General features: G+C 27.4%; 18 protein-coding genes. 17 read left to right on the top strand and 1 reads right to left on the bottom strand.

All coding sequences use genetic code 11. The features are described from left to right. Positions 1-330 precede the first annotated feature (330 nt). From B5E48_RS11340 to B5E48_RS11310, 7 genes are all read left to right on the top strand, one after another. Positions 331-2,454 carry a glycosyltransferase family 2 protein gene (locus tag B5E48_RS11340; RefSeq protein WP_158097293.1) on the top strand — a complete coding sequence of 708 codons (2,124 nt, stop codon included), beginning with the start codon at positions 331-333 and terminating at the stop codon, positions 2,452-2,454. Positions 2,455-2,567: 113 nt separating this feature from the next. Continuing rightward, on the top strand, positions 2,568-3,275 hold the full coding sequence (locus B5E48_RS11335; protein ID WP_087305097.1) for an IspD/TarI family cytidylyltransferase: 708 nt from the start codon (positions 2,568-2,570) through the stop codon (positions 3,273-3,275). Further along, a complete protein-coding gene (locus B5E48_RS11330; RefSeq protein ID WP_087305096.1) occupies positions 3,275-4,291 on the top strand; it encodes a zinc-binding dehydrogenase in 1,017 nt (338 codons plus the stop codon). Before B5E48_RS11335 ends, B5E48_RS11330 begins: the two co-directional genes overlap by 1 nt. 133 nt (positions 4,292-4,424) lie before the next feature. Next, positions 4,425-7,049, top strand: a complete 2,625-nt coding sequence (locus tag B5E48_RS11325) for a bifunctional glycosyltransferase/CDP-glycerol:glycerophosphate glycerophosphotransferase (RefSeq protein WP_087305095.1) — start codon at positions 4,425-4,427, stop codon at positions 7,047-7,049. Between the two features lie 12 nt (positions 7,050-7,061). Further along, positions 7,062-8,102: an acyltransferase gene (locus B5E48_RS11320; RefSeq protein ID WP_087305094.1), complete on the top strand. Its 1,041-nt coding sequence runs from the start codon at positions 7,062-7,064 to the stop codon at positions 8,100-8,102. Positions 8,103-8,113: 11 nt separating this feature from the next. Next, positions 8,114-9,145 carry an acyltransferase family protein gene (locus B5E48_RS11315; RefSeq protein WP_158097292.1) on the top strand — a complete coding sequence of 344 codons (1,032 nt, stop codon included), beginning with the start codon at positions 8,114-8,116 and terminating at the stop codon, positions 9,143-9,145. Between the two features lie 24 nt (positions 9,146-9,169). Beyond that, entirely contained in the window at positions 9,170-10,330 is a 1,161-nt protein-coding gene (locus tag B5E48_RS11310) for a CDP-glycerol glycerophosphotransferase family protein (protein WP_087305092.1), read from the top strand. Between the two features lie 14 nt (positions 10,331-10,344). Here the strand turns inward: B5E48_RS11310 and B5E48_RS11305 are convergent, their stop codons facing one another. Continuing rightward, positions 10,345-11,511 (bottom strand): nucleotide sugar dehydrogenase, encoded by a 1,167-nt coding sequence (locus B5E48_RS11305; RefSeq protein WP_087305091.1) that lies wholly within the window; start codon positions 11,509-11,511, stop codon positions 10,345-10,347. A gap of 254 nt (positions 11,512-11,765) precedes the next feature. Between B5E48_RS11305 and B5E48_RS11300 the strand changes: the two genes are divergently transcribed. The 10 genes from B5E48_RS11300 to B5E48_RS11255 all read left to right on the top strand — a co-directional run bounded on the left by B5E48_RS11300 (position 11,766) and on the right by B5E48_RS11255 (position 21,603). Next, the gene (locus B5E48_RS11300) at positions 11,766-12,797 is read left to right on the top strand and encodes an acyltransferase (protein ID WP_087305090.1); all 1,032 of its coding nucleotides are present in this window, start codon (positions 11,766-11,768) and stop codon (positions 12,795-12,797) included. A gap of 17 nt (positions 12,798-12,814) precedes the next feature. Further along, on the top strand, positions 12,815-13,933 hold the full coding sequence (gene glf, locus B5E48_RS11295; RefSeq protein ID WP_087305089.1) for a UDP-galactopyranose mutase: 1,119 nt from the start codon (positions 12,815-12,817) through the stop codon (positions 13,931-13,933). Beyond that, complete coding sequence (locus B5E48_RS11290) at positions 13,930-15,045, top strand: glycosyltransferase family 2 protein (protein WP_087305088.1); 1,116 nt, start codon at positions 13,930-13,932, stop codon at positions 15,043-15,045. Before glf ends, B5E48_RS11290 begins: the two co-directional genes overlap by 4 nt. Next, the gene (locus tag B5E48_RS11285) at positions 15,045-16,091 is read left to right on the top strand and encodes a glycosyltransferase (RefSeq protein ID WP_087305087.1); all 1,047 of its coding nucleotides are present in this window, start codon (positions 15,045-15,047) and stop codon (positions 16,089-16,091) included. Before B5E48_RS11290 ends, B5E48_RS11285 begins: the two co-directional genes overlap by 1 nt. 25 nt (positions 16,092-16,116) lie before the next feature. Then, a complete protein-coding gene (locus tag B5E48_RS11280; protein WP_158097291.1) occupies positions 16,117-17,232 on the top strand; it encodes a glycosyltransferase family 2 protein in 1,116 nt (371 codons plus the stop codon). A 76-nt stretch (positions 17,233-17,308) separates the two neighbouring features. Further along, positions 17,309-18,430: a CDP-glycerol glycerophosphotransferase family protein gene (locus B5E48_RS11275; RefSeq protein WP_158093944.1), complete on the top strand. Its 1,122-nt coding sequence runs from the start codon at positions 17,309-17,311 to the stop codon at positions 18,428-18,430. Next, positions 18,427-19,548: a CDP-glycerol glycerophosphotransferase family protein gene (locus tag B5E48_RS11270; RefSeq protein ID WP_087305084.1), complete on the top strand. Its 1,122-nt coding sequence runs from the start codon at positions 18,427-18,429 to the stop codon at positions 19,546-19,548. Before B5E48_RS11275 ends, B5E48_RS11270 begins: the two co-directional genes overlap by 4 nt. An 89-nt stretch (positions 19,549-19,637) precedes the next feature. Continuing rightward, positions 19,638-19,970 (top strand): type II toxin-antitoxin system PemK/MazF family toxin, encoded by a 333-nt coding sequence (locus B5E48_RS11265; RefSeq protein ID WP_087245446.1) that lies wholly within the window; start codon positions 19,638-19,640, stop codon positions 19,968-19,970. A 39-nt stretch (positions 19,971-20,009) separates the two neighbouring features. After that, positions 20,010-20,885, top strand: coding sequence for a DUF975 family protein (locus tag B5E48_RS11260; protein ID WP_087245444.1), 876 nt, complete (start codon positions 20,010-20,012; stop codon positions 20,883-20,885). Then, a complete protein-coding gene (locus B5E48_RS11255; RefSeq protein ID WP_087245442.1) occupies positions 20,878-21,603 on the top strand; it encodes a CPBP family intramembrane glutamic endopeptidase in 726 nt (241 codons plus the stop codon). Before B5E48_RS11260 ends, B5E48_RS11255 begins: the two co-directional genes overlap by 8 nt. The last annotated feature ends 237 nt before the right edge of the window (positions 21,604-21,840 follow it).

Below are 21,840 nucleotides of genomic sequence, written 5' to 3'. Positions count from 1 at the left end.
CGATAGGATTCAACGAGTGCGCAAAAACAGGTATTTTTCTTACCCTTATTATTTTTGATAACTCTAACGAACATAGAAGCACCTTCTTTCTTAACTACATTATACAACAAAAGTAAAGGGAATAAGATAATAAATAGATAATTATACTTAACTACAAGTAAAAAAGACACTCTTTTATTTCCAAAAAAATAAAAAAGAGCCAACTTACTAAGTTGACTCCATTGACCTTAGTACTGACGTACTGAGGTTTTTTTAATATTGTATTAACATTTGTTTAATGATAAGTTCATATAGAATATTTATTTTAGATAGTAGGAAAGGAGTATGCAAATGGATGTAAAAATATCAATTATTATTCCAGTCTATAATGTTGAAGATTATTTGAAAGAATGTTTAGATAGTTTATTAAGACAAACTTTTACAGAATTTGAAATTATTTGTATTGATGATGGTTCAAGTGACAATTCATTAGATATTTTAAAAAAATATCAACTTCTTGATACACGAATCACGGTTTTAAATCAGCAACATCAGTTCGCTGGAACTGCTAGAAATAAAGGAATATCTTGTGCGAAAGGAGAATACTTATTATTTTTGGACGCTGATGACTTTTTTGAGAAAGATATGTTAGAGAAAATATATGAGCAAGGGAAAAAGACACAAGCACAAATTATTTTGTTTGATGCCAGAAAATATCATCAATTAACAAAGGAGTATGATGAAGTTACTTATTATTTACGTAATGAAATACTAAAAGATAAAGAAATATTTAATAGACATGATTTTCCAGATGATATATTGACTCTATCTAATCCGGCTCCCTGGACAAAATGTTTTTTAAAAAAATTTATCTTAGAAGAAAAATTGCTTTTTCAAAATTTAGCAAATACAAATGATGCTTATTTTACAATAAGTGCAATGGCTATTGCTGATAGAATTACATGGATTGATACTAAACTTGTTAATTATCGTATAGGGTTACTTCAAAATACACAAAGCCATAAAGAAAAAAATCCGTTATGTTTTATTGATGCCTATAGAGCTATTTATGATGAATTGAACAAAAGAGGAATTTATCATGAAGTAGAACGTTCTTTTGTAAAGGTAGCATTATCATCTACAGTATATTGTATGAATTCAATTCATGATGAGAAGGTCAAAAAAGAAATTATCTATGCATTACAAGACAACAAGTTTTCAGATATGAATCTCTTAAATTATCCAGAAGACTTTTACTTAAATAAACGTGATTATAATAGTGTTAGGGGATATAATTGTATATATAAAGAGTATCAAATTATGGAGAAGAATAAACAGATTTGTGATGAATATGAAGTTACTATTAAAGCAGATTTACATCAACAACCCTTTGTATCAGTTATTATTCCTATATATGATGTAGAAAAATATTTACCTGCATGTCTGGAAAGTATTGTTAATCAATCATTGAAGAACATTGAGATTATTTGTGTTATTGATGGTTCACCAGATCATTGTCAAAAAATTGTTGAGTCATATGCAACTTATGATGATAGAATAACGATGATTGTACAAAGAAATATGGGGTTATCTGCATCTAGAAATCACGGATTTAAGGAAGCAAAAGGTGAATATGTTTATTTCATGGACAGTGATGATATTCTTGACTATAATGCTTTAAAAGAATTATATGATTTTTCAATGAAAGAAAATTTGGATTCTGTGTACTTTGATGCATCTTGCTTTGCTGATGATTTTAAACTAAACGAAAAAATTCTTGACCAATATCATAGAAAGTTCTCATATCCAAAAGTATGTATGGGTATAGAACTTTTTAGAAAGATGAATGAAAATGATGAATATAGGGTTTCTGCTTGTCTACAATTCAATAAACGACAACATATATTAAATCAACATGTTCTTTTCCATGAAGGAGTTCTACATGAAGATAATGCCTTTACAACAATTAATTTAATAACTGCTAAAAAAGTCGGTTATATACATAAGGATTATTTTCATCGAAGATATCGTGAAAATTCTATAATGACAAAAAAAGAAAACTTTCAAAATGTTTATGGGTATTATATTGCTTTTAAAGATGTTTATCAATTTATTCAAGATTTAGATTGGATATATAAAAGTGAAAATCAAATAATATTTGATTGGTTATTACGCATACTAACAAATGCAAGAGATATATTTGCACGTTTAGATGATGCAGAGAAAAGTTCATATCTTGGATTGGATTTTACTGAAAAAAATGATTTTAGAATTTTAGTAAGTACACCTGGTTATGTGAAAAGTGAACTTATATTTAAACAACAAAGATTACAGCAAACATTTGATGAAAAATATGAACGTGGGTTAATCATTAAAGAATTACGAACAGAAAACAAGCAATTAAAAAAATCAATTAATCGATTAAAACCTTCTACTTGGATTAAATACATTAAAAGACACATACGTATAAAATGAATATAAATTAATATGTGCTTAACCTTAATTTAATATATTTTTAATAGTGATTGACTTTAAATAGTTTAAAGGTTAAAATATGAAATGTGTTGTACTAAATGGAGGAAAAAAATATGATTTATGCAGAAATTTTAGCTGGTGGAAAAGGAACAAGAATGGGTAATACAGAATTACCTAAACAGTTTTTAAAATTAGGACATAAGCCTATATTTATCCATACAGTTGAGCAGTTTATTTTAAATAAAAGAATTGAAAAAATTCTTATTTGTTGTCCTGAACAATGGATGTCTTATACAAAAGATACACTAAAAAAGTATGAAGTCAAATCTGATAAAGTTATTGTTGTTGCAGGTGGATCTACGCGTAATGATACTATTATGAATGGTATTCGATATATAGAAGAAAACATAGGATTAAATGATGATGATATCATTATTACACATGATGCTGTTAGACCATTTTTAACACAGAGAATTATTGATGATAATATTGATGGTGCTTTGGAATATGGTGCTGTAGATACAGTTGTTGAAGCTTTTGATACGATTGTTCACTCTGTTGATGGAAAAGTGATAACTGATATTCCAATTAGAAGTGAGATGTATCAGGGACAGACACCACAATCATTTAATATCAAATTATTAAAAGATTTATTCTTATCATTAACAGATGATGAAAAAAACATCTTAACTGATGCATGTAAAGCACTAGTTATTAAGGGTACACCAGTTCATCTTGTAAGAGGTGAAGTTTACAATATGAAAATCACAACTCAGCATGATTTAAAAGTCGCTAATGGTTTAGTGGAAGGTGACAAATAATGATTAATCAAGCGTATAGATTAATAGCTCCTAAACAAATTCGTGCAGATTTTGTTGATTTAAAAATGGATGATGAGAATATTATTGTTAGACCAACTTATCTTTCTATTTGTGCGGCAGATCAAAGATATTATACTGGAAGTCGTGGACGAGTGATAATGAAGCAAAAATTACCTATGGCATTGATTCATGAGTCAGTTGGTGAAGTTGTTTATGATCCAAAGGGTGAATATAAAGTTGGGACTAATGTAGTAATGATACCCAATACACCTATGGAGAAAGATGATATCATTAAGGAAAATTATTTACGTTCTAGTCAATTTAGAGCCAGTGGTTTTGATGGTTTTATGCAAAATGTTGTAAGTATGCGTAGGGATTTGATTATACCTTTTAAAATGGAACCTAGAGTAGCAGTTTTGCTTGAATTAACAAGTGTTGTCATGAATGCGGTGGAAAATTTTAAAAAAATTTCTAATGAACGAAAAAATGTTATTGGTATATGGGGAAATGGAAATTTAGGATTTATTTCTGCATTAGTTCTAAAGAAAACTTATCCTGACACAAAAATTATTGTATTTGGTGTTGAAGAACATAAGATGGCTTATTTTTCATTTGTAGATGATACATACTTGATTAATAATATTCCAAGTGACTTAAAAGTTGATCATGCATTTGAGTGTGTTGGTGGACGAGGAAGTGAAGCTGCAATCAATCAAATCATTGATTATATTCAGCCTCAAGGTACGATTTCACTTATGGGAGTAAGTGAAACACCGGTAGGGATTAATACAAGAATGGTTTTAGAAAAAGGTTTGACACTTTTAGGTAATAGTCGCAGCAATTATGATGATTTTAAGAAATCTGTCGAATTAATGGAAACTTATCCAGATGTTTGTGAATATCTTTCTACAATTATCTCAGAAGAAGTTGTTGTTCAATCCATAAAAGATATGCATAAAGCTTTTGAAGATGATTTAAATAATGATTTCAAAACAGTTATGAAATGGGACATTTAAGACAAGATTTTTATCTTGTCTTTATTTTTATAGAATTATATATCAAATATCATAATTTAAGAACATATGTTCATTTTTAAAAAGTATTTATAGATGTAAATATGTAATCTCATAACATAAGGAGGATTTAAAAGTGAGTGACTTTAAATATCTAGTTACAGTTATTATACCAGTATATAATACACAAGATTATATAGAAGAATGTGTACTATCAATTGAAAATCAAAAGATGGATGTTTCTAAGATTGAAGTATTATTAATAAATGATGGCTCAAAGGATCAAAGTGGAAATATTTGTGAAAATCTTTCTAAAAAATATGCAAATATTACTTATATCTGTAAAGATAATTCTGGAGTTTCAGATACACGAAATATTGGTATTCAAAGAGCACGTGGAAAATATATAATGCTTCTTGATTCAGATGATTATCTAGATAATAAAAGTATTAAAAATTTAGTAGATTTCTTTGATAAACATTATAATGAAGTGGATTTAATTACATATCCAATTTATTGGGATCGTAATGGTAAAATATCATTACATGGACGTTACAGTTCAAAAAACTATGATAAAGGAACTGGAATATATGATTTAAATCAATATCCGCATTTAAATCAATCTACTGTGAATATAATGTTTAAAAATGAATTTGCGAATAATCAATTGTATGATACTACTATGAAATTATCCGAAGATCAAAATTTTGATACTGCATTGTTAATGAAAAAAAATAAGATTGGATTTGTAGAGAAAGCAAAGTATTTCTATAGAAGACATGGAGCCAGTGTTTCTCAGACTCGAAATAATCCTTATTATTGCTTTGAAGATATTATGACATATAATGAATGCTTATTATCACGATATAGTAAAAATGGAGTTGTTCCAAAGTATGTTCAAACTCTCATTATTAATACTTTTAATTGGCGTGTCAAAAGTGATATGTTATTGCCATATCATTATGAAAGTGAGTTGTTTGATAGTGCAAAAGAAAGAATTAAAAATATTTTAAAGCAAATTGACAATGATGTTATTATCAATCATTCAAATTGTGATAAATATGTAAAATTATATTTTTTAACGCAGAAGGGTGAATTTGTTTCTTATAATATTAACAATGATGGATATAAGATTTTTTGTCAAGATATTACTATGTATGAAGATCAAACAATTGATTGCTATCTTTATAAAGTAAGACCTTGTAATCATGAAATATCTATATTTGCATCGTTTGAATCACCACTTTTAGAATTAACTCCCGTTAATGAATATATAGTTCGTGGTATCTATAAAAATGGAGAAAAATTTGAAGAAAGATATTCATTAGATGTGTCAAATGTTCCTTTTAGAAATACAAAAATGAAAACTGCACATACTTTCCCTTTTACATATACATTTGATCCTACAAAAGTAAAAAAATTCTCTTTCTACATTCATATTAATGGATATGATTTGACTTTTAAACCGATTTATATTAAGTTCTCTGGATTTGTTAAGAAATTCCATAGAAATGCTATAACAATCAATGGAACTAGATTGTCATATAGCAATCATAGTTTTAAGGTTTCGCATCAAAATTTAATTAAAGATATTTTTGATATTTTAAGAACAATGTGGTTTTATCCTAGAAAACATATATTTGCTATACAATATTTTAGATTGAAAGCCAAAACTAACAGAAAAATATGGTTATATTATGATTCAGCAGGAGTATTAGATAATGGATATTTTCAATTTATCCATGATTTTGTAAAAAATGATGGAATTGAACGTTATTATATCATGGACGGAGATAACAGTGATTTACTGAGTAAATTTACATTAGAGCAACAAGAAAATATAGTACGTTATAAATCAAAAAAACATAAGGATTTATTTTTAAAAAGTAGTAAAATATTTATTTCTTTTAGCTCATTATCTATCTATTCACCGTTTAAAGAGTTTGCATGGTATAGTGATGTTACACACTATGAATTAATTTATCTTCAACATGGAATATTACATGCTACATTACAAAATTTGTATGCAAAAGAGTTTACTGAAATTGATAAATTTGTTATATCATCAAATTTTGAAAAAGAAAATTTGAAACAGAATTATGATTACTTGGATAATGATTTTATTATTTCAGGTATGCCAAGAATGACAAAGTTTAACCAAGGAAATACGAAAAATAAAATTCTTTTTGCTCCTTCTTGGAGACAGTATTTAATAGGACAACTAGTTAATAATCGTAGAGCACTAAAGACTCAAGAATTTCTTGCTTCTGATTTTTATAATCAAATTTATCAATTTTTAAATTCAAAAGATCTAAAAGAAATACTAGAGGATAATGATTTGTATTTAGATTTTCAATTGCATCCAATCTTTAAACCATATCAAAAGTATTTTGATTTAGATAAAAATGAAAGAGTAAATTTTAATTTTGAAAAGCATAGTTTAGATGAATATAAAATATTTATAACAGATTTTTCTTCTTATCAATTTGACTATATTCAATTAGTAAGACCTATTGTTTACTTTTTGCCTGATTCTAAGGAATTTAAAGCAGGTTTACATTCTTATCGTTCATTAGATTTGAAATATGAAAATGCTTTTGGTCCACTTTGTTTTAATAGTAATCAGATGATTAAAGAAATAAAGAACATTATTGAACATAAATATATTGTTGCAGAACCTTACTGTACACGTATGCAGGAATTTTTTACTGTTTCAGATAATCCGGCGGAAACAATATATAATAGCATCATTGATATTTAGGTTATTAGTAAAATGAGTTCGAGAGATATAAATATAGATTTGCTTAGAATATGTTCTTGTTTTATGGTTATTATTCTTCATGTTTCTGGACAAAATTGGCGATTAGTCAATGTACATAGTATGGAATGGTTTGTATTTAATGCATATGATAGTGCGGTTCGAAGTTGTGTTCCTTTATTCTTTATGATTAGTGGTTATTTGTTTTTATCTAAAGGTTATATGATTTCTATCAATCAATTATATAAGAGAAATATATTGAAAATAATAATTTTGTATTTTGTATGGTCTTTTTTATATGCAGTATTTCGTGTTGATTTCACTGATATATCATTTGAAACATTAATATACGAAATACTGCAGTCAGAATTTCATTTGTGGTATTTACCTGCACTTATAAGTGTATATATAATGATTCCTTTATTATGGTGTATAGCTCATTATGAAGATGGAAAATATCTTAAATATACTTGTTACTTAGTTTTTATTATGGGAATATTGAAGATGACAGTAGAAACAGTTCCTTTTTTACCTGAAATTTTTAATGAATTTTTAACTAGTTTTTCTTTAAATATTAGTATTTATTGTGGATATTTTTTGATAGGGTACTATATTAAGATGACCAGAGAGAAATGGATACATATTAAAATGAAAATATTATTATCGGTGTTTTTGCTTATTGAGTTATTGGGAATTATTTTAACGTTAGGAATTTCATGGTGGACGAATGAGCCAATTTCTTTCTTATACAATAATCAAACATTGTTTCCTGCAATTCAAGCTATAATTCTTATGATAATTTTTCTTAAATTTAAAGTTGATAGTTTTTTGAATCATAAAAGAAATATTATTATAAAAATATCTCGTTATACTCTATTTATTTACTTATTTCATCCTTTTGTTATAAATTTTTTAGATAATAATTTAAGAATAAATTCTTTATCTTTGAATGAATGGGTATCAGTACCACTAATATCCATGATAGTAGTTATTATTTGTCTGTTATTTGCGTTTGTTTTATCACATATACCTATTGTAAAGAAATGGATTATATAAGGAGAATGAAAATGATTATATTTTTAGTATTTTTATGTTTTATCATGATTTGTTCCTGCAAATTTTGTTTTCCAAATTTAGATAGTAAATATCTTTCAAAAGAATATACACAGGCTATAAAGGGAATTTTTGTTATTATTGTATTTTTAAGTCATGTAAAAACTTATGTAGATTTTAATGGTGCTGGTGATATTTTTGTTATTCAAATACTGAATTATTTTGGACAATTGATGGTAGCATTGTTTTTGTTTTATTCAGGTTATGGTATATATGAATCTATTAAGTATAGGGGGCAAAAATACATTGATTTATTGCCTAAAAATCGTATAGGTAAAACTTTTTTTGATTTTGCTTTAGCTATTATATTGTTTTTAATTATTGATCTTATTATAGGGAAGAATTATTCAATTTTTACTGTTTTGTTATCTTTTACTGGTTGGACAAGTATTGGTAATAGTGCTTGGTATATGTTTGCTATATTTACTTTATACATTGTTACATATATATGTTTTAAAATGTTGAAAAATAAAAGATTTTTATCTATTTTGCTTATTACAATATTATCTTTATGCTATATATATATTATGTCTTTATTGAGAGATAATTATTGGAGTAGTACATATTTGTGTTATGTTGCTGGTATGTGGTATTCTTATTTTAAAGAAAAGATAGATTGCTTTTTTAGTAGAAATCAAAAAAACTATTTTATAGTAACTTTGTTAATAGTATTTATGTATATTTATTTCTTTCAATATAGATACACAAGATTAATGATGTTTAATTTTGTTTCAATATTATTTTGCCTTTCTATTGTTTTATTATCATTTAAGATATCTTTTCAAAGCCAATTGTTAAAGTGGTTTGGAAATCATTTATTTTGGATATATATTCTTCAAAGAATTCCAATGATTTTATTGCAATATTTTCATATTGAACAATATGATTCCTATCTGTATTTGAGTTTGTGTTTTGTTATTACAGTGATTTTTGCACATTATACTAATATTTTTTCAGGTTATTTAAAAAATAAGATATGGAAATAACTGTGTTAAAGGAAGTGTGAGAGTATGAAGAAAATTAAAAGAAAAATAAAAATATTAATATGCATTATCTTAAACAGGATATTCATTTTAATTTTTCCACTTCAAAAAAATAAAGTGACATTTTTATCAGATGTCAGAAAGGTCATGGGTGGAAATCTGGAATGTGTATACGAGTATCTCGATGATTGTCAGTATAAAAAAATTATTGCTTTAAAAGGTGATCATAGAGATAAGAGAGGATTTATAAAAAAAATTAAATTAATATATCATTTAAGTACTTCACATTATATTCTTTTAGATGATTTGTCTAGAGAATGTAATTATTTAAAGGTTCGTAAAAATCAAGAAGTTGTTCAATTATGGCATGGAGCAGGTGCTTTTAAAAAGTTTGGTTGGTCCAGATCAAATACTGGAGAGGATGTGGGTCCCATTCATAAAGGATATCGTACTTACACAAAAGCTATTGTCAGTAGTGATGATATTAGAAGTTGCTATGCTGAAGCTTTTCATATGAATATCTCTCAAATAAAGGCGACTGGTTTTCCCCGTACAGATATGTTTTTTAATGATCAATATAAAGAAAATATAAAAAAAAGTTTTTATCAACGACATCCACGTTATCAAGGGAAAAAAATCATTTTATTTGCACCTACTTATAGAGGTGCTCCTGTTTCTAAAGCAACTTATGATTTTTCTAAAATTGATTTTCAACAAATATATGAAACATTCCATGAAGACTATATATGTATATTAAAATGGCATCCTGCATTGTATAATAATATTCAAAGAGGATATGTAGAAATGCCAGATTTATCACAATACAATCATTTTTATAAAGATTTTTCTAATTATCGTGATATTAATGATTTGTTGATTGTTAGTGATATTTTAATTACTGATTATTCATCTGTTATTTTTGATTACTATTTTACACATAAACCTATTATTTATTTTGCTTATGATTTAGATGAATATACAGGTTATGGTGGCAGAGGGCTTTATTTTGATTTTTATGACTATGTCTATGGAGCCATTGCAACAACGACCTCTCAATTAATAGAAGATATTCAAAAGAGAGAAATGCATGATGAAAAACGACAGGTTTTTTATCAAAAGTTTTTAAGTGCCTGTGATGGGCAATCTACAAAAAAATCATGTGAATGGATTTTTAAGGAGTCAGCATAAGCAAGACTCCTTTTTTAATCTCTAAAATATAAATCTCTTGTATAAACTTTCTCAATGACTTCATCAATTTCATGAGTAAAACGATTTGCTAAGATAATATCACTTTGTGTTTTGAATGCTTCTAAATCATTAACAAGTTTCATATCTTCATAGCTATCTTGATTTAAAGTAGGTTCATAAATAATAATCTCAACCCCTTGTTTTTTGATCATATTCATAACATCTAAAATAGCACTTGCTCTAAAGTTATCGCTATTCGCTTTCATTGTTAAACGATAAACACCGACAGTATGAGGATGTTTGTCTAAAATCATTTGTACAATATGTTTTTTTCTTGTCATATTAGAATCTACAATAGCTTTGATAATATCATTTGGAACACCTTCATAATTTGCTTTTAATTGTTTTGTATCTTTAGGTAAGCAATATCCTCCATATCCAAAAGAAGGATTATTATAATGCATTCCAATACGTGGGTCCAAACAAACACCTTCAATAATTTGTTTTGTATTCAGATTCTTAATTTCACAATAAGTATCTAGTTCATTAAAATAAGCGACTCTTAAAGCAAGATACGTATTTGCAAAAAGCTTTATAGCTTCAGCTTCTGTAGGATTTGTAAATAATAATGGAATATCTTGCTTAATAGCACATTCCTTAAGCATTGATGCAAAAACATGAGCACGTGAACTATTTTCTCCTACAATAATACGTGAAGGATATAAATTATCATATAATGCTTTTCCTTCTCTTAAAAATTCAGGGGAAAAGATAATACGATCAGTATGAAATCTCTCATTAATGCTTTTTGTATAACCAACAGGAATTGTTGATTTAATGACGATGGTTGCATAATCATTATATTTCATGATTTCTGTAATGACAGATTCTACAGCACTTGTATCAAATTGATGAGATTCATCATCATAATTTGTTGGAGCAGCTACAATGACGTAGTCAGCATCTTGATATGCCTCTTTACCTATACAGGTTGGCGTTAAATGAAGCTCCTTATGGGCCAAAAAGTCTTCAATTTCTTGATCTTTAATTGGAGATTTTTTATTTTTAATGAGTTTAATTTTTTCGGGAACAATATCTATAGCTGTCACTTCATATTTTTGAGCGAGTAGACAAGCAAGACTTAAACCAACATATCCCAATCCAGCAACTGTAATTTTCATAATCTACCTCTTTTCTTTTTTTAGTTTAAACAATTAAAAATCTTTGTAAAGGCTTTTAACAAGACTTTAACATGACTTTACAAAAACTTAATTTAATACTTTATTCTAGAAATGAAGTTTAAAATAGTCAAAGAATAAATGTGAGAACATGATTTGTTTTTAACATACCATTAACATAAACTTAATTTGATTTGATAGTTTCAAAAGCGTAAAAAAGAGTATATTACTGATATAATGTCAAGAAGGTGAATTTTATGCTCAAACGTAAGGCGTATCTTCAAGTTTTAAGTGTTCTTTCATGTTTTGCTGTTATTTTCTTACATGTTAATCACTGTTTTTGGGATTTTGGTTATGAAGATTATTGGATATTGGCTAATTTTATTGAAAGTGTCATGTATTTTGCTGTTCCTGTCTTCTTTATGATAACAGGTGCGACATTATTAAATTATCGAAAAAGGTATTCTACAAAAAAATATTTTCAAAAACGTATTCATAAAGTTGTTATTCCATATGTCATATGGTCAATAATAGGAATACTATTTATGTTGGCATACCGAAGAATAGCTTTGGAAGATATCAGTTTAAAGATGATTGTTGATACTTTCATGAATGGCAATGTAGTCACTGTTTACTGGTATTTTATTCCATTATTTGCAGTTTATTTAAGTATACCTGTTCTATCTTCAATTGAAGAAAATCAACAACAAAATATTTTTGGATATATGATTATTATTTCTTTTATGACAGTTTCTTTATTACCATTAGTCTTTAAATTGATAGATATTCCTTATAATGGTTCTTTACAATTTCCGGTTGGAATGAATCATATTATTTTTGTATTAATTGGTTATTATGTTGATCATTATGAATTATCTAAAAAACAAAGAATGATGATTTATGTATTAGGAATTTTAGGATTTTTAGCTCACTGGTTAGGAACGTGGTATGCTTCTTACCAAATAGGTGAAGTCAGTCGTTTATGGAAAGGATATACGAATGCACCATCAGTGCTTTATTCTTCAGCTATTTTTGTTTTCTTTAAATATTTTCCAAATAAATCAATAATGGATATTTTGGAAAAAATAAGTTCTTACTTTAAAAATGTGACATTTGGAACATACCTTATTCATTGGTATATTATTCAAATGATTTTGACTATATTACCCATTTCACAACGTCAAGTCGTATATCGTATTATAGGACCATTTGTGATTATGATTATTTGCTCTATGATTATAAAAACGATGCAAAAAATACCGGTGGTTAAAAATAGCGTACCTAAATAACAGAAAGGATGAGAATGATGAAGTACGATTATTTAATAGTAGGAAGTGGATTATTTGGCAGTATCTTTGCCTATGAAGCCAATAAGAAAGGAAAGACATGTCTTGTTATTGATAAAAGAAGTCATGTTGGTGGAAATATTTATACTCAAGAAGTGGAAGGTATTCATGTACATAAATATGGTGCTCATATTTTCCATACTTCAAATAAAGAAGTTTGGGATTATATTCAGCAGTTTGCACAGTTTAATAGATACACAAATTCACCTATTGCCAATTATAAAGGTGAAATCTACAACATGCCTTTTAATATGAATACTTTCAATAAGTTATGGGGTGTTGTCACACCTGAACAGGCTAAGGAAAAGATTGATGAACAGATTAAAGAATCAGGAATTACTGAACCTCAAAATCTTGAAGAACAGGCTATTTCATTAGTTGGAAAGGATATCTATGAAAAGCTTGTTAAAGGCTATACACAAAAACAATGGGGTCGACCATGTAACGAGTTGCCTTCATTTATTATCAAGAGATTACCGGTTAGATTTACATATGATAATAACTATTTCAACGATTTGTATCAAGGTATCCCTATCGGTGGATATACACAAATTATTGAAAAAATGCTTGAAGGAATTGATGTCAAAGTCAACTGTGACTTCTTTGAACATCGTAAAGAGTTAGAAGAAATAGCAGATAAGATAGTCTTTACGGGAATGATCGATCAGTATTATGACTATTGTTATGGAGAACTGGAATATCGTAGTTTAAGATTTGAAGAAGAAATTTTAGATACAGATAACTATCAAGGAAATGCCGTTGTCAACTATAACGAATATGAAGTACCTTATACAAGAATTATAGAACATAAGCATTTTGAATATGGAACACAACCTAAAACAGTGATTACAAAAGAATATCCAGCTTCATGGCATAAAGGTGATGAACCTTATTATCCAATGAATGATGAAAAGAACAATGCTTTATATGAAAAATACAAAGCATTGGCACAGAAGGAAGATAAGGTTATCTTTGGAGGCAGATTAGGTATGTATAAATATTTTGATATGCATCATGTTATTGAAGAAGCATTAAAATGTGTAAAAAAGGAAATGATATCATTGAGGTGTAAAGGATGAGTGATATTAAAGTTTCGGTGATTATACCGGTTTATAATGGAGGTCAAGCATTTAAGAAATGTCTTTATGATGTTATGAATCAAACTTTAAAAGACATAGAAATCATTTGTGTAGATGATGGTTCAACGGATGAATCAGCTCAAATTATATCACAGGCTGCTTTAGAAGATTCAAGAATTCAATATGTTTATCAAAATAATCAGGGAGCTGCAGTTGCAAGAAATAAAGGTATGGAATATGCGACTGGTGAATATGTATCTTTTCTTGATGCAGATGATTTTTATGAAGCTGAAATGTTAGAAAAAGCTTATATAAATAGTGTGAAACATGATGTTGATATATGTATTTTTAGAGGAAATAAATATGATGCTTCTTCTCACCAGTATTTATCAATGGATTATGCTTTACGTATTCACGAAATTCCATGTAATCCATTTACTTATAAAGATATCTCGGACAATGTTTTTCATTTTTGTGTAGGATGGGCATGGGATAAACTTTATCGTAGACAGTTTATTATTGATGAGAAATTATCTTTTCAAAATTTGAGAACATCGAATGATTTGTTTTTTGTTTTTTCTTCACTTGTTAAAGCAAAAAAAATTTATGCATTAAATGAACTTTTAATTCATCATCGTATCAATGATTCTTTATCGCTTTCCGTAACAAGGGAAAAATCATGGAATTGTTTTTATTTGGCAGCGAATGCTTTGAAACAAGAATTGGAACGTATCGGTAAATATCATGAGGTTGAAAAGTCTTTTGTGAATTGGTATGTACATTTTAGTTTTTGGAATCTTGATACTATTGAAGGAGATGCTTATAAGAAAGTCTATGAACTGATCAAGTATGAAATCCTTCCTTCACTTCATCTTGAACAATATCCAGCTGGTTTTTTATCAACCAATTATGTAAAACGTGTTTTCGATGTTCAATCTTATGATTGTGATGAATATGTGTATGAACAATTTTTTAAATTAAGAAAAAAGGCAAAACAAAAAAGTGATGATGGAGCTAAACGAATTAAAAATTCTAAGACATATAAAGTAGGAAAGATTGTATTGTTTATTCCATTGCACATAAAGAAATGGTTGAAAAGGAGAACGAAATAATGGCTAAAGTATCAATTATTGTACCTATTTATAATGTTGAACAATATTTAGTTGAATGTATGGAAAGTATTGTTCATCAGACTTTGAAGGATATAGAAATTATATGTGTTAATGATGGTTCAACAGATAATTCATTAAAAATAATTCAAGATTATGCTCAAAAAGATAATCGTATTGTGATTATTGATAAGCAAAATGAAGGTTATGGTAAAGGAATGAATGATGGTCTTGATAAGGCAACAGGAGAATATGTTGGAATTGTTGAGCCAGATGATTATGTAGACTTACATATGTATGAAGACTTATATAAAATTGCTCATGAAAATGATCTTGATGTGATTAAAGCTGATTTTTATCGTTTTGTATATAAGAATGGAACTCTTATAGCAACTTATAATCAGTTATCTAAAGATGGAACAGGTTATAACCAGATTGTTAATCCTAAAGAGCATCCACAAGTTTTTCGATATATTCTCAATACATGGAGTGGGATTTATAAACGAGAAATGCTTGAAAAATATCATATCAGACATAATACAACACCGGGAGCTTCGTTTCAAGATAATGGATTCTGGTTTCAAACGTTTGCATGGGCTGAAAGAATGTATTTTGTGAATAGACCATATTATATGAATCGTCGAGATAACCCTAATTCTTCTGTAAACAGCAAATCAAAAGTCTATTGTATGAATGAAGAATATCAATTTATTCATGAATTTTTAGATAGAAATGCACAGTTAAAAGAATACTTTATTTATGAATATTCCTTAAAACGTGTCAGAAATTATTTTTGGAATTATGGACGTATCGCAAAAGAATTCCGTCTAGAATATTTATATCAACTTTCAAAAGAATTTAAAGAAGCGATGAACTTAAAAGAAATGCGTGAAGAAGATTTTACGAAGTTAGAATGGCAAAAAATAACACGTATTATTGAAAATCCTAAAGCTGCTTATAAATGGATGAATACAAGTGCACGTATTCGAAAAACAAAAAATTTCATCAAAAGACGTATTAGAAATGTAAAGAAAATATTACATATTTAAAGAAGATGAAAAGGAGGATTTATCGGTGAATCAAATTAAAGTCAGTGTGATTGTTCCGGTGTATAATGCTCAGCAATATTTAAAGGATACTTTAGATACTATTCTTGGACAATCTTTAAAATCAATTGAAATTATCTGTGTGGATGATGGTTCATCTGATGAATCTCTATCCATATTAAAAGATTATCAAAATAAAGATTCTCGATTAATTGTATTAACACAACAAAATCAATATGCTGGTGTTGCGAGAAATAATGGGTTGAATATTGCTAGAGGGAAGTATGTAGTGTTTTGGGACGCTGATGATTTATTTGAAAAGAATGCTCTTGAATGTATGTATAAAAAATGTGAAAAAGATCAGGCTGATTTATGTGTATGCGCAGCTAACCGATATGATTCATTGACTCAAACGATCATTAAGACAGGAACATATTTAAAAAAAGAGATGTTACCAGATCATATTCCTTTTTCTAAAAAGACCCATCCTCGTTATATCTTTAATTTTTCTACAAATGTTCCATGGAATAAGATGTGGAAAAGATCTTTTATAGAAAAACATCATTTAAGATTTCAAAATCTTAAACAAGCAAATGATACTTATTTTTCCATGATGTCTTATTTTTTGGCAGAGTGTATTACTGTTGTTGATAAACCATTAATGCATTATCGTATTAATAATACGCAAAGTTTAACGGGGAAAGCATCTTCTACAGTTTTTTGTAGTTATCAAGCTTATTATCAAGTATATCAAGATTTAAAAAATGATATTCATTTTACAACAGAAATCAAGCAGTCTTTTGACAATAGACTTATTAATGGTATGCTGTATTCTTTAAAAACACAATCAATGGTGCAATCCTTTATGAAAATATATATCAAATTACAACAAAGTCTTATTCATGATTTTCAAATTTCACAACAATTAAATCAAGATTATTTCTATGTCAAAAAAGATTATCAAGACTTTAAAGATGTTATGACACTTACTCCACATCAGTTTTTACTAACACAATATCAAATGACTAATCGTCATATATATACACGAGGTCATGGCTTTTTATATCGTATTTATTATGCCCTTTATTATTCAAGGATATGGAAGCTTTGTATGAAATTAAAAGAAAATCTCAAAAAGTTATAGGTTATGTGAAAATGACTTATAATTTTTTTATTTTTATGAAAAGATATGTTATAATGCATAAAAGCAGGTGATGATTTTGAAAAGTTATATAAAAATGGTTTTACAAGTTCTTCGACGTTTAGATTATATACTTATATATATATGGTATAGAATGAGGTATGGAATAACACCAAGACAGGTTTTGTTTTTATCAGATTCTCGAAATACAATGACTGGTAATTTTAATTTTATTGAGAAGGCTTTGGATGAAAGTTATATTATCAAGAAACATTTATATGAATCAAGTTTGATGAAACATGATAAAAAATCAATCTGTAAAGATATGGCGACTTCTCAATATATTCTCATAGATGATTTTTATCCCATTATTTATCCTATACCTTTAAGAAAGCAGACAAAATTGATACAGGTTTGGCATGCGGTAGGAGCATTTAAAACGGTAGGTTTTGCTAGAAAACAAAACCATGATCGATTTTCTATGACACATCGTCATTATACAGATACGATTGTAAGTAGTGAAAGTATTAGAAAAGATTATGCAAAAGCTTTTCGTATGGATATTCAAGATGTTCATAGTTATGGAATTCCTAGAACAGATATTTTTTTTGACAAAGATTATAAAAAGCAAATCAAAAAAGATTTATATGATAAATATCCAATGTTAAAAGGGAAAAAGGTTATATTATTTGCTCCTACATTTAGAGGTAACGATATTCATAAGGCTTATTATGATTTTAGTCAAATACATTTTTCATCTTTACAACAATCATTAGGTGAAGATTATGTTTGTATTATCAAATTACATCCATTTATTAAAAACAAATATCAAGAAACTTTAGATCCTCAATTTTATATTGATTTGACTTCAATGCGTGAAATTAATGATTTATTGTTTATAACAGATATATTAATAACGGATTATTCATCTGTTATTTTTGAAGCATCATTACTTGATATTCAAACTATATTCTTTGCTTATGATTTACAAGAATATATTCAAGCACGAGATTTCTTTTATCCTTATGAAGAATATACTTATGGTCCAGTTGTTAAAAATCAAAAGGAACTAGAGAAGGCTATTTTAAATCCAAATGACTATTCTCAAAAAAAGGAAAAATTTCAGAAAAAATTTATGTCATCTTGTGATGGAAAATCTACAAAGCGTTTTGTAGAACAATTATTAGGAGGAAAATCATGAGTATTATTGTTAATATTGGTATTTTTGAATTAAATATTTTGTATTTTTTTATGAAATGTTTACCAGTTCAAAATAAGATAACTTATATATCACGTCAAATGGATGTGACACCTTTGGATTTTCAAATGATTATAGATGAAACAAAAAAAGTAAACCCAGATATTCAACATGTTGTTTTAGCAAAAATGTTAAAAAAAGGAATGAAAAATCATATTTTATATTGTTTTCATATGTTAAAACAAATGTATCATATAGCAACTTCTAAAATGGTTATTTTAGATACTTATTGCATTCCTGTATGTATATTAAAACAACGTTCAGACTTAGTCGTCATTCAAATTTGGCACGCTTTAGGTGCGTTTAAAAAATTTGGATATAGCATTTTAGACCAACCAGAAGGATCAAGTTCAAAGATTGCTCATTTAATGAGAATGCATAAAAATTATACTTATGTTTTTTCAAGCAGTGAATATACAAGACCTTTCTTTGCTGATGCATTTCATGTAAACTTATCTCAAGTCAAAGTCTTTCCTTTACCCAAAACAGATTTATTAGTTGATGAGAATCATAAACAGGTTATAAGCCAGAATATACTAGAAACTTATCCACAACTATGTCAGTCAGATAAAAAAATCATTGTTTATGCTCCTACTTTTAGAAAAGATGACCACGTACTCTATAACGCTATTAAAGAGCTTATTGATGTTATAGATTTTAATCAATATCATCTTGTATTAAAATTGCATCCATTAACAACATTTCATATTCATGATTCTAGAATTATCGAAGATCATCAATATACTTCTTTAGAATTTTTCCATGTTGCAAACTACATTATTACAGATTATTCGGCAGTTATATTTGAAGCCTCATTATTAAACAAACCTTTGTTTTTTTATGCATTTGATTATGAAGAATATATGAGAAAACGTAGCATGTATATTGATTATATACATGATTTACCGGGAACTATTTTTCAAAGCCCAAAATCTCTTATAGAATCTTTGAATCATCCACAAAGATATGATATTCAATCTTTTGCTCATAAGATGATTGCTAAACCTCAAACAACATATACACAAGATATTGTTCGTTTTATGATGGAACAGTGGAAATAAAGAATGCCTATTTTGAGCATTCTTATTATTTTATATCATCATATTTTTCTTATCTTATTCATATACTATTTGTATGATAGGAGGACAATATGAATAGGGGAGAAATATATTATGCAGATTTATCACCAGTCATTGGTAGTGAACAAGGTGGATATAGACCGGTTTTGATTTTACAGAATAATAAGGGTAATAAATATTCTACAACGGTTATCGTCGCACCTATTTCTTCAAGAATGACTAAAAATGATTTACCAACACATGTCATCATTGAAACACCATTTTTAGAAAAGAAATCAGTCATCTTGTTAGAACAGATACGAACAATTGATAAAAAAAGAATAGATGAACGTTTAGGAGTCTTGTCAGAATCCTTGATGGATAAAGTAAATTCGGCCATTAAAACAAGTTTAGACATTAAATAAGAGATATGATATAATGGTTGCAATTAAGGAGTGATATAGATGAATATTAGAAAGATTAAAGAAAGAGCCAATCAACTGTTGAGTGTTGATAAGCAACAATATATACGTATTCTTATGATATTAGTATTGTTGGAATTGATTCCAACTTTATTTAGTACAGGACATGATATATTATCACGCATAATTTATATCATAATAAGTCTTGCTTTTATTGCTGTTTCACATGGATATGTTGTCAGTTCATTAAAAATGGTTAGAAATCAATCTTCATTATTATCTGATGATGATGCTCTTGTAGGGTTTAAAAGATTTAAAGGATTGTTTTCTACATATTTATTGAATAACATTGTTTTATTTTTTATTACTTTTGCTGCTATGTTTATTTTAATGATGATTTTTGGTGCTTTTTTATCAGGAATTCAATTAGATAGTTTTGCTAATGAAATATCATTATCAGGAAATTATACACAAGTATTATTGAGTATTTTCAGTCAATCACCATCACTTTTAGCTGCATTTATATTGTTTTATATGCTTATGATTGTTATTGTGTTTGTGATATCTTCTTATTTGTTTGCAGTTCCATATTTACTTGAAAGATATCAAATGACAAATTTAATGGCTATTAAAGAATCTTATCGTTTTATGAAAGGACATATTTTTGATTATATTAAATTAAATCTTTCATTTTTAGGATGGATTCTTGGATTGATGATTATTCAAATGGGATTAAATCGATTATTGATGTTTTTACCTATTTTAGGAGCTTTAATAAGTGCTATTATTACAGGTATTATTGGGGTTTATACTTATTTACCACGTTATCAATTATCAAAAGCTATTTTCTTTGAAGAATTAGCATATTATCGTTATGATCATCATCAGACATACGGTGGAGATGAAAATCATGTTTAACCAACATTTTAGTAGAAGAGTGCCAACTCAAGTGAAATGGATGTTTATTTTAGTGATTTTACCACTTTATATGTATTGTGGTTCATTGATTTTGAGTGCTCTGTTTAAATTTATTATTTTACAATTTCATATTCAGTTTGATTATAATCAATTAAATGCCTATTTAAATCTTATTTTTGATTTGATCTTATTGGTTTTAGCTGGCTGGTTATTGAAAGATAGTATGATTGAACAGTTTAAAGATTTTAAGAAAAATATCAAAAACAATTTGTTTTATGGTTGTATTGTAGGTGTTTTATTGATTTATGTTTGTCAAATTATTGGTGGATTGCTGACACTGGCATTAGGTGGAAATCAGACAAGTGAAAATCAGCAGTTAATTGAATCTATCACAACTTCGTATCCAGTGATTATGATTTTTGTATCATGTATATTGGCACCTATTGTGGAAGAAATGTTATTTAGAGGGATTGTTTTTGGATGGATTTATGAATGGAATCCAAAGATGGCACATTTGATTTCAGCCTTTATATTTGGTTTTATTCATATTATGTCAGCTGTTTTTGCAGGCAATCTTTTAGAATGGGTACAAATTTTTTCTTATGGATTGATGGGATTTGCATTAAGTTATTTATATGAAAAACAAAATAATATATATGTTCCTATTTTATCGCATATGATGAATAATATCATTTCGATGTGTTTAGTGTTATTGTAGTGTAAAGGGGCTGTAACGAAATAAATATTCGTAAGTCCACCTAAAAAAGAAAACGACAATGATTATCTTTAATGATTATCATTGTCGTTTTTGGTATAATTAGATTATGGAATCTTCTAATTTTATGCAATCTAATTACACTGATAATTATAACGCAATTCAGTTATCTTTGCCACTAGATTTGGGTATAAAAATTAATCCTGACGATGAGGTTGTTTCTTTCTTAAAGGCGCTGGA

This window comes from Massilimicrobiota sp. An105 (assembly GCF_002161155.1).
In the GTDB taxonomy this organism is placed as follows: domain Bacteria; phylum Bacillota_I; class Bacilli_A; order Erysipelotrichales; family Coprobacillaceae; genus Allocoprobacillus; species Allocoprobacillus merdigallinarum.
This window is presented reverse-complemented; position numbering and strand designations above follow the sequence as displayed.

Bases quoted from the DNA above. Each gene is read 5' to 3' on its own strand.
- B5E48_RS11340 (WP_158097293.1), top strand. From the start codon at position 331: ATGGATGTAAAAATATCAATTATTATTCCAGTCTATAATGTTGAAGAT.
- B5E48_RS11335 (WP_087305097.1), top strand. From the start codon at position 2,568: ATGATTTATGCAGAAATTTTAGCTGGTGGAAAAGGAACAAGAATGGGT.
- B5E48_RS11330 (WP_087305096.1), top strand. From the start codon at position 3,275: ATGATTAATCAAGCGTATAGATTAATAGCTCCTAAACAAATTCGTGCA.
- B5E48_RS11320 (WP_087305094.1), top strand. From the start codon at position 7,062: ATGAGTTCGAGAGATATAAATATAGATTTGCTTAGAATATGTTCTTGT.
- B5E48_RS11315 (WP_158097292.1), top strand. From the start codon at position 8,114: ATGATTATATTTTTAGTATTTTTATGTTTTATCATGATTTGTTCCTGC.
- B5E48_RS11310 (WP_087305092.1), top strand. From the start codon at position 9,170: ATGAAGAAAATTAAAAGAAAAATAAAAATATTAATATGCATTATCTTA.
- B5E48_RS11305 (WP_087305091.1), bottom strand. From the start codon at position 11,511: ATGAAAATTACAGTTGCTGGATTGGGATATGTTGGTTTAAGTCTTGCT.
- B5E48_RS11300 (WP_087305090.1), top strand. From the start codon at position 11,766: ATGCTCAAACGTAAGGCGTATCTTCAAGTTTTAAGTGTTCTTTCATGT.
- glf (WP_087305089.1), top strand. From the start codon at position 12,815: ATGAAGTACGATTATTTAATAGTAGGAAGTGGATTATTTGGCAGTATC.
- B5E48_RS11290 (WP_087305088.1), top strand. From the start codon at position 13,930: ATGAGTGATATTAAAGTTTCGGTGATTATACCGGTTTATAATGGAGGT.
- B5E48_RS11285 (WP_087305087.1), top strand. From the start codon at position 15,045: ATGGCTAAAGTATCAATTATTGTACCTATTTATAATGTTGAACAATAT.
- B5E48_RS11270 (WP_087305084.1), top strand. From the start codon at position 18,427: ATGAGTATTATTGTTAATATTGGTATTTTTGAATTAAATATTTTGTAT.
- B5E48_RS11265 (WP_087245446.1), top strand. From the start codon at position 19,638: ATGAATAGGGGAGAAATATATTATGCAGATTTATCACCAGTCATTGGT.
- B5E48_RS11260 (WP_087245444.1), top strand. From the start codon at position 20,010: ATGAATATTAGAAAGATTAAAGAAAGAGCCAATCAACTGTTGAGTGTT.
- B5E48_RS11255 (WP_087245442.1), top strand. From the start codon at position 20,878: ATGTTTAACCAACATTTTAGTAGAAGAGTGCCAACTCAAGTGAAATGG.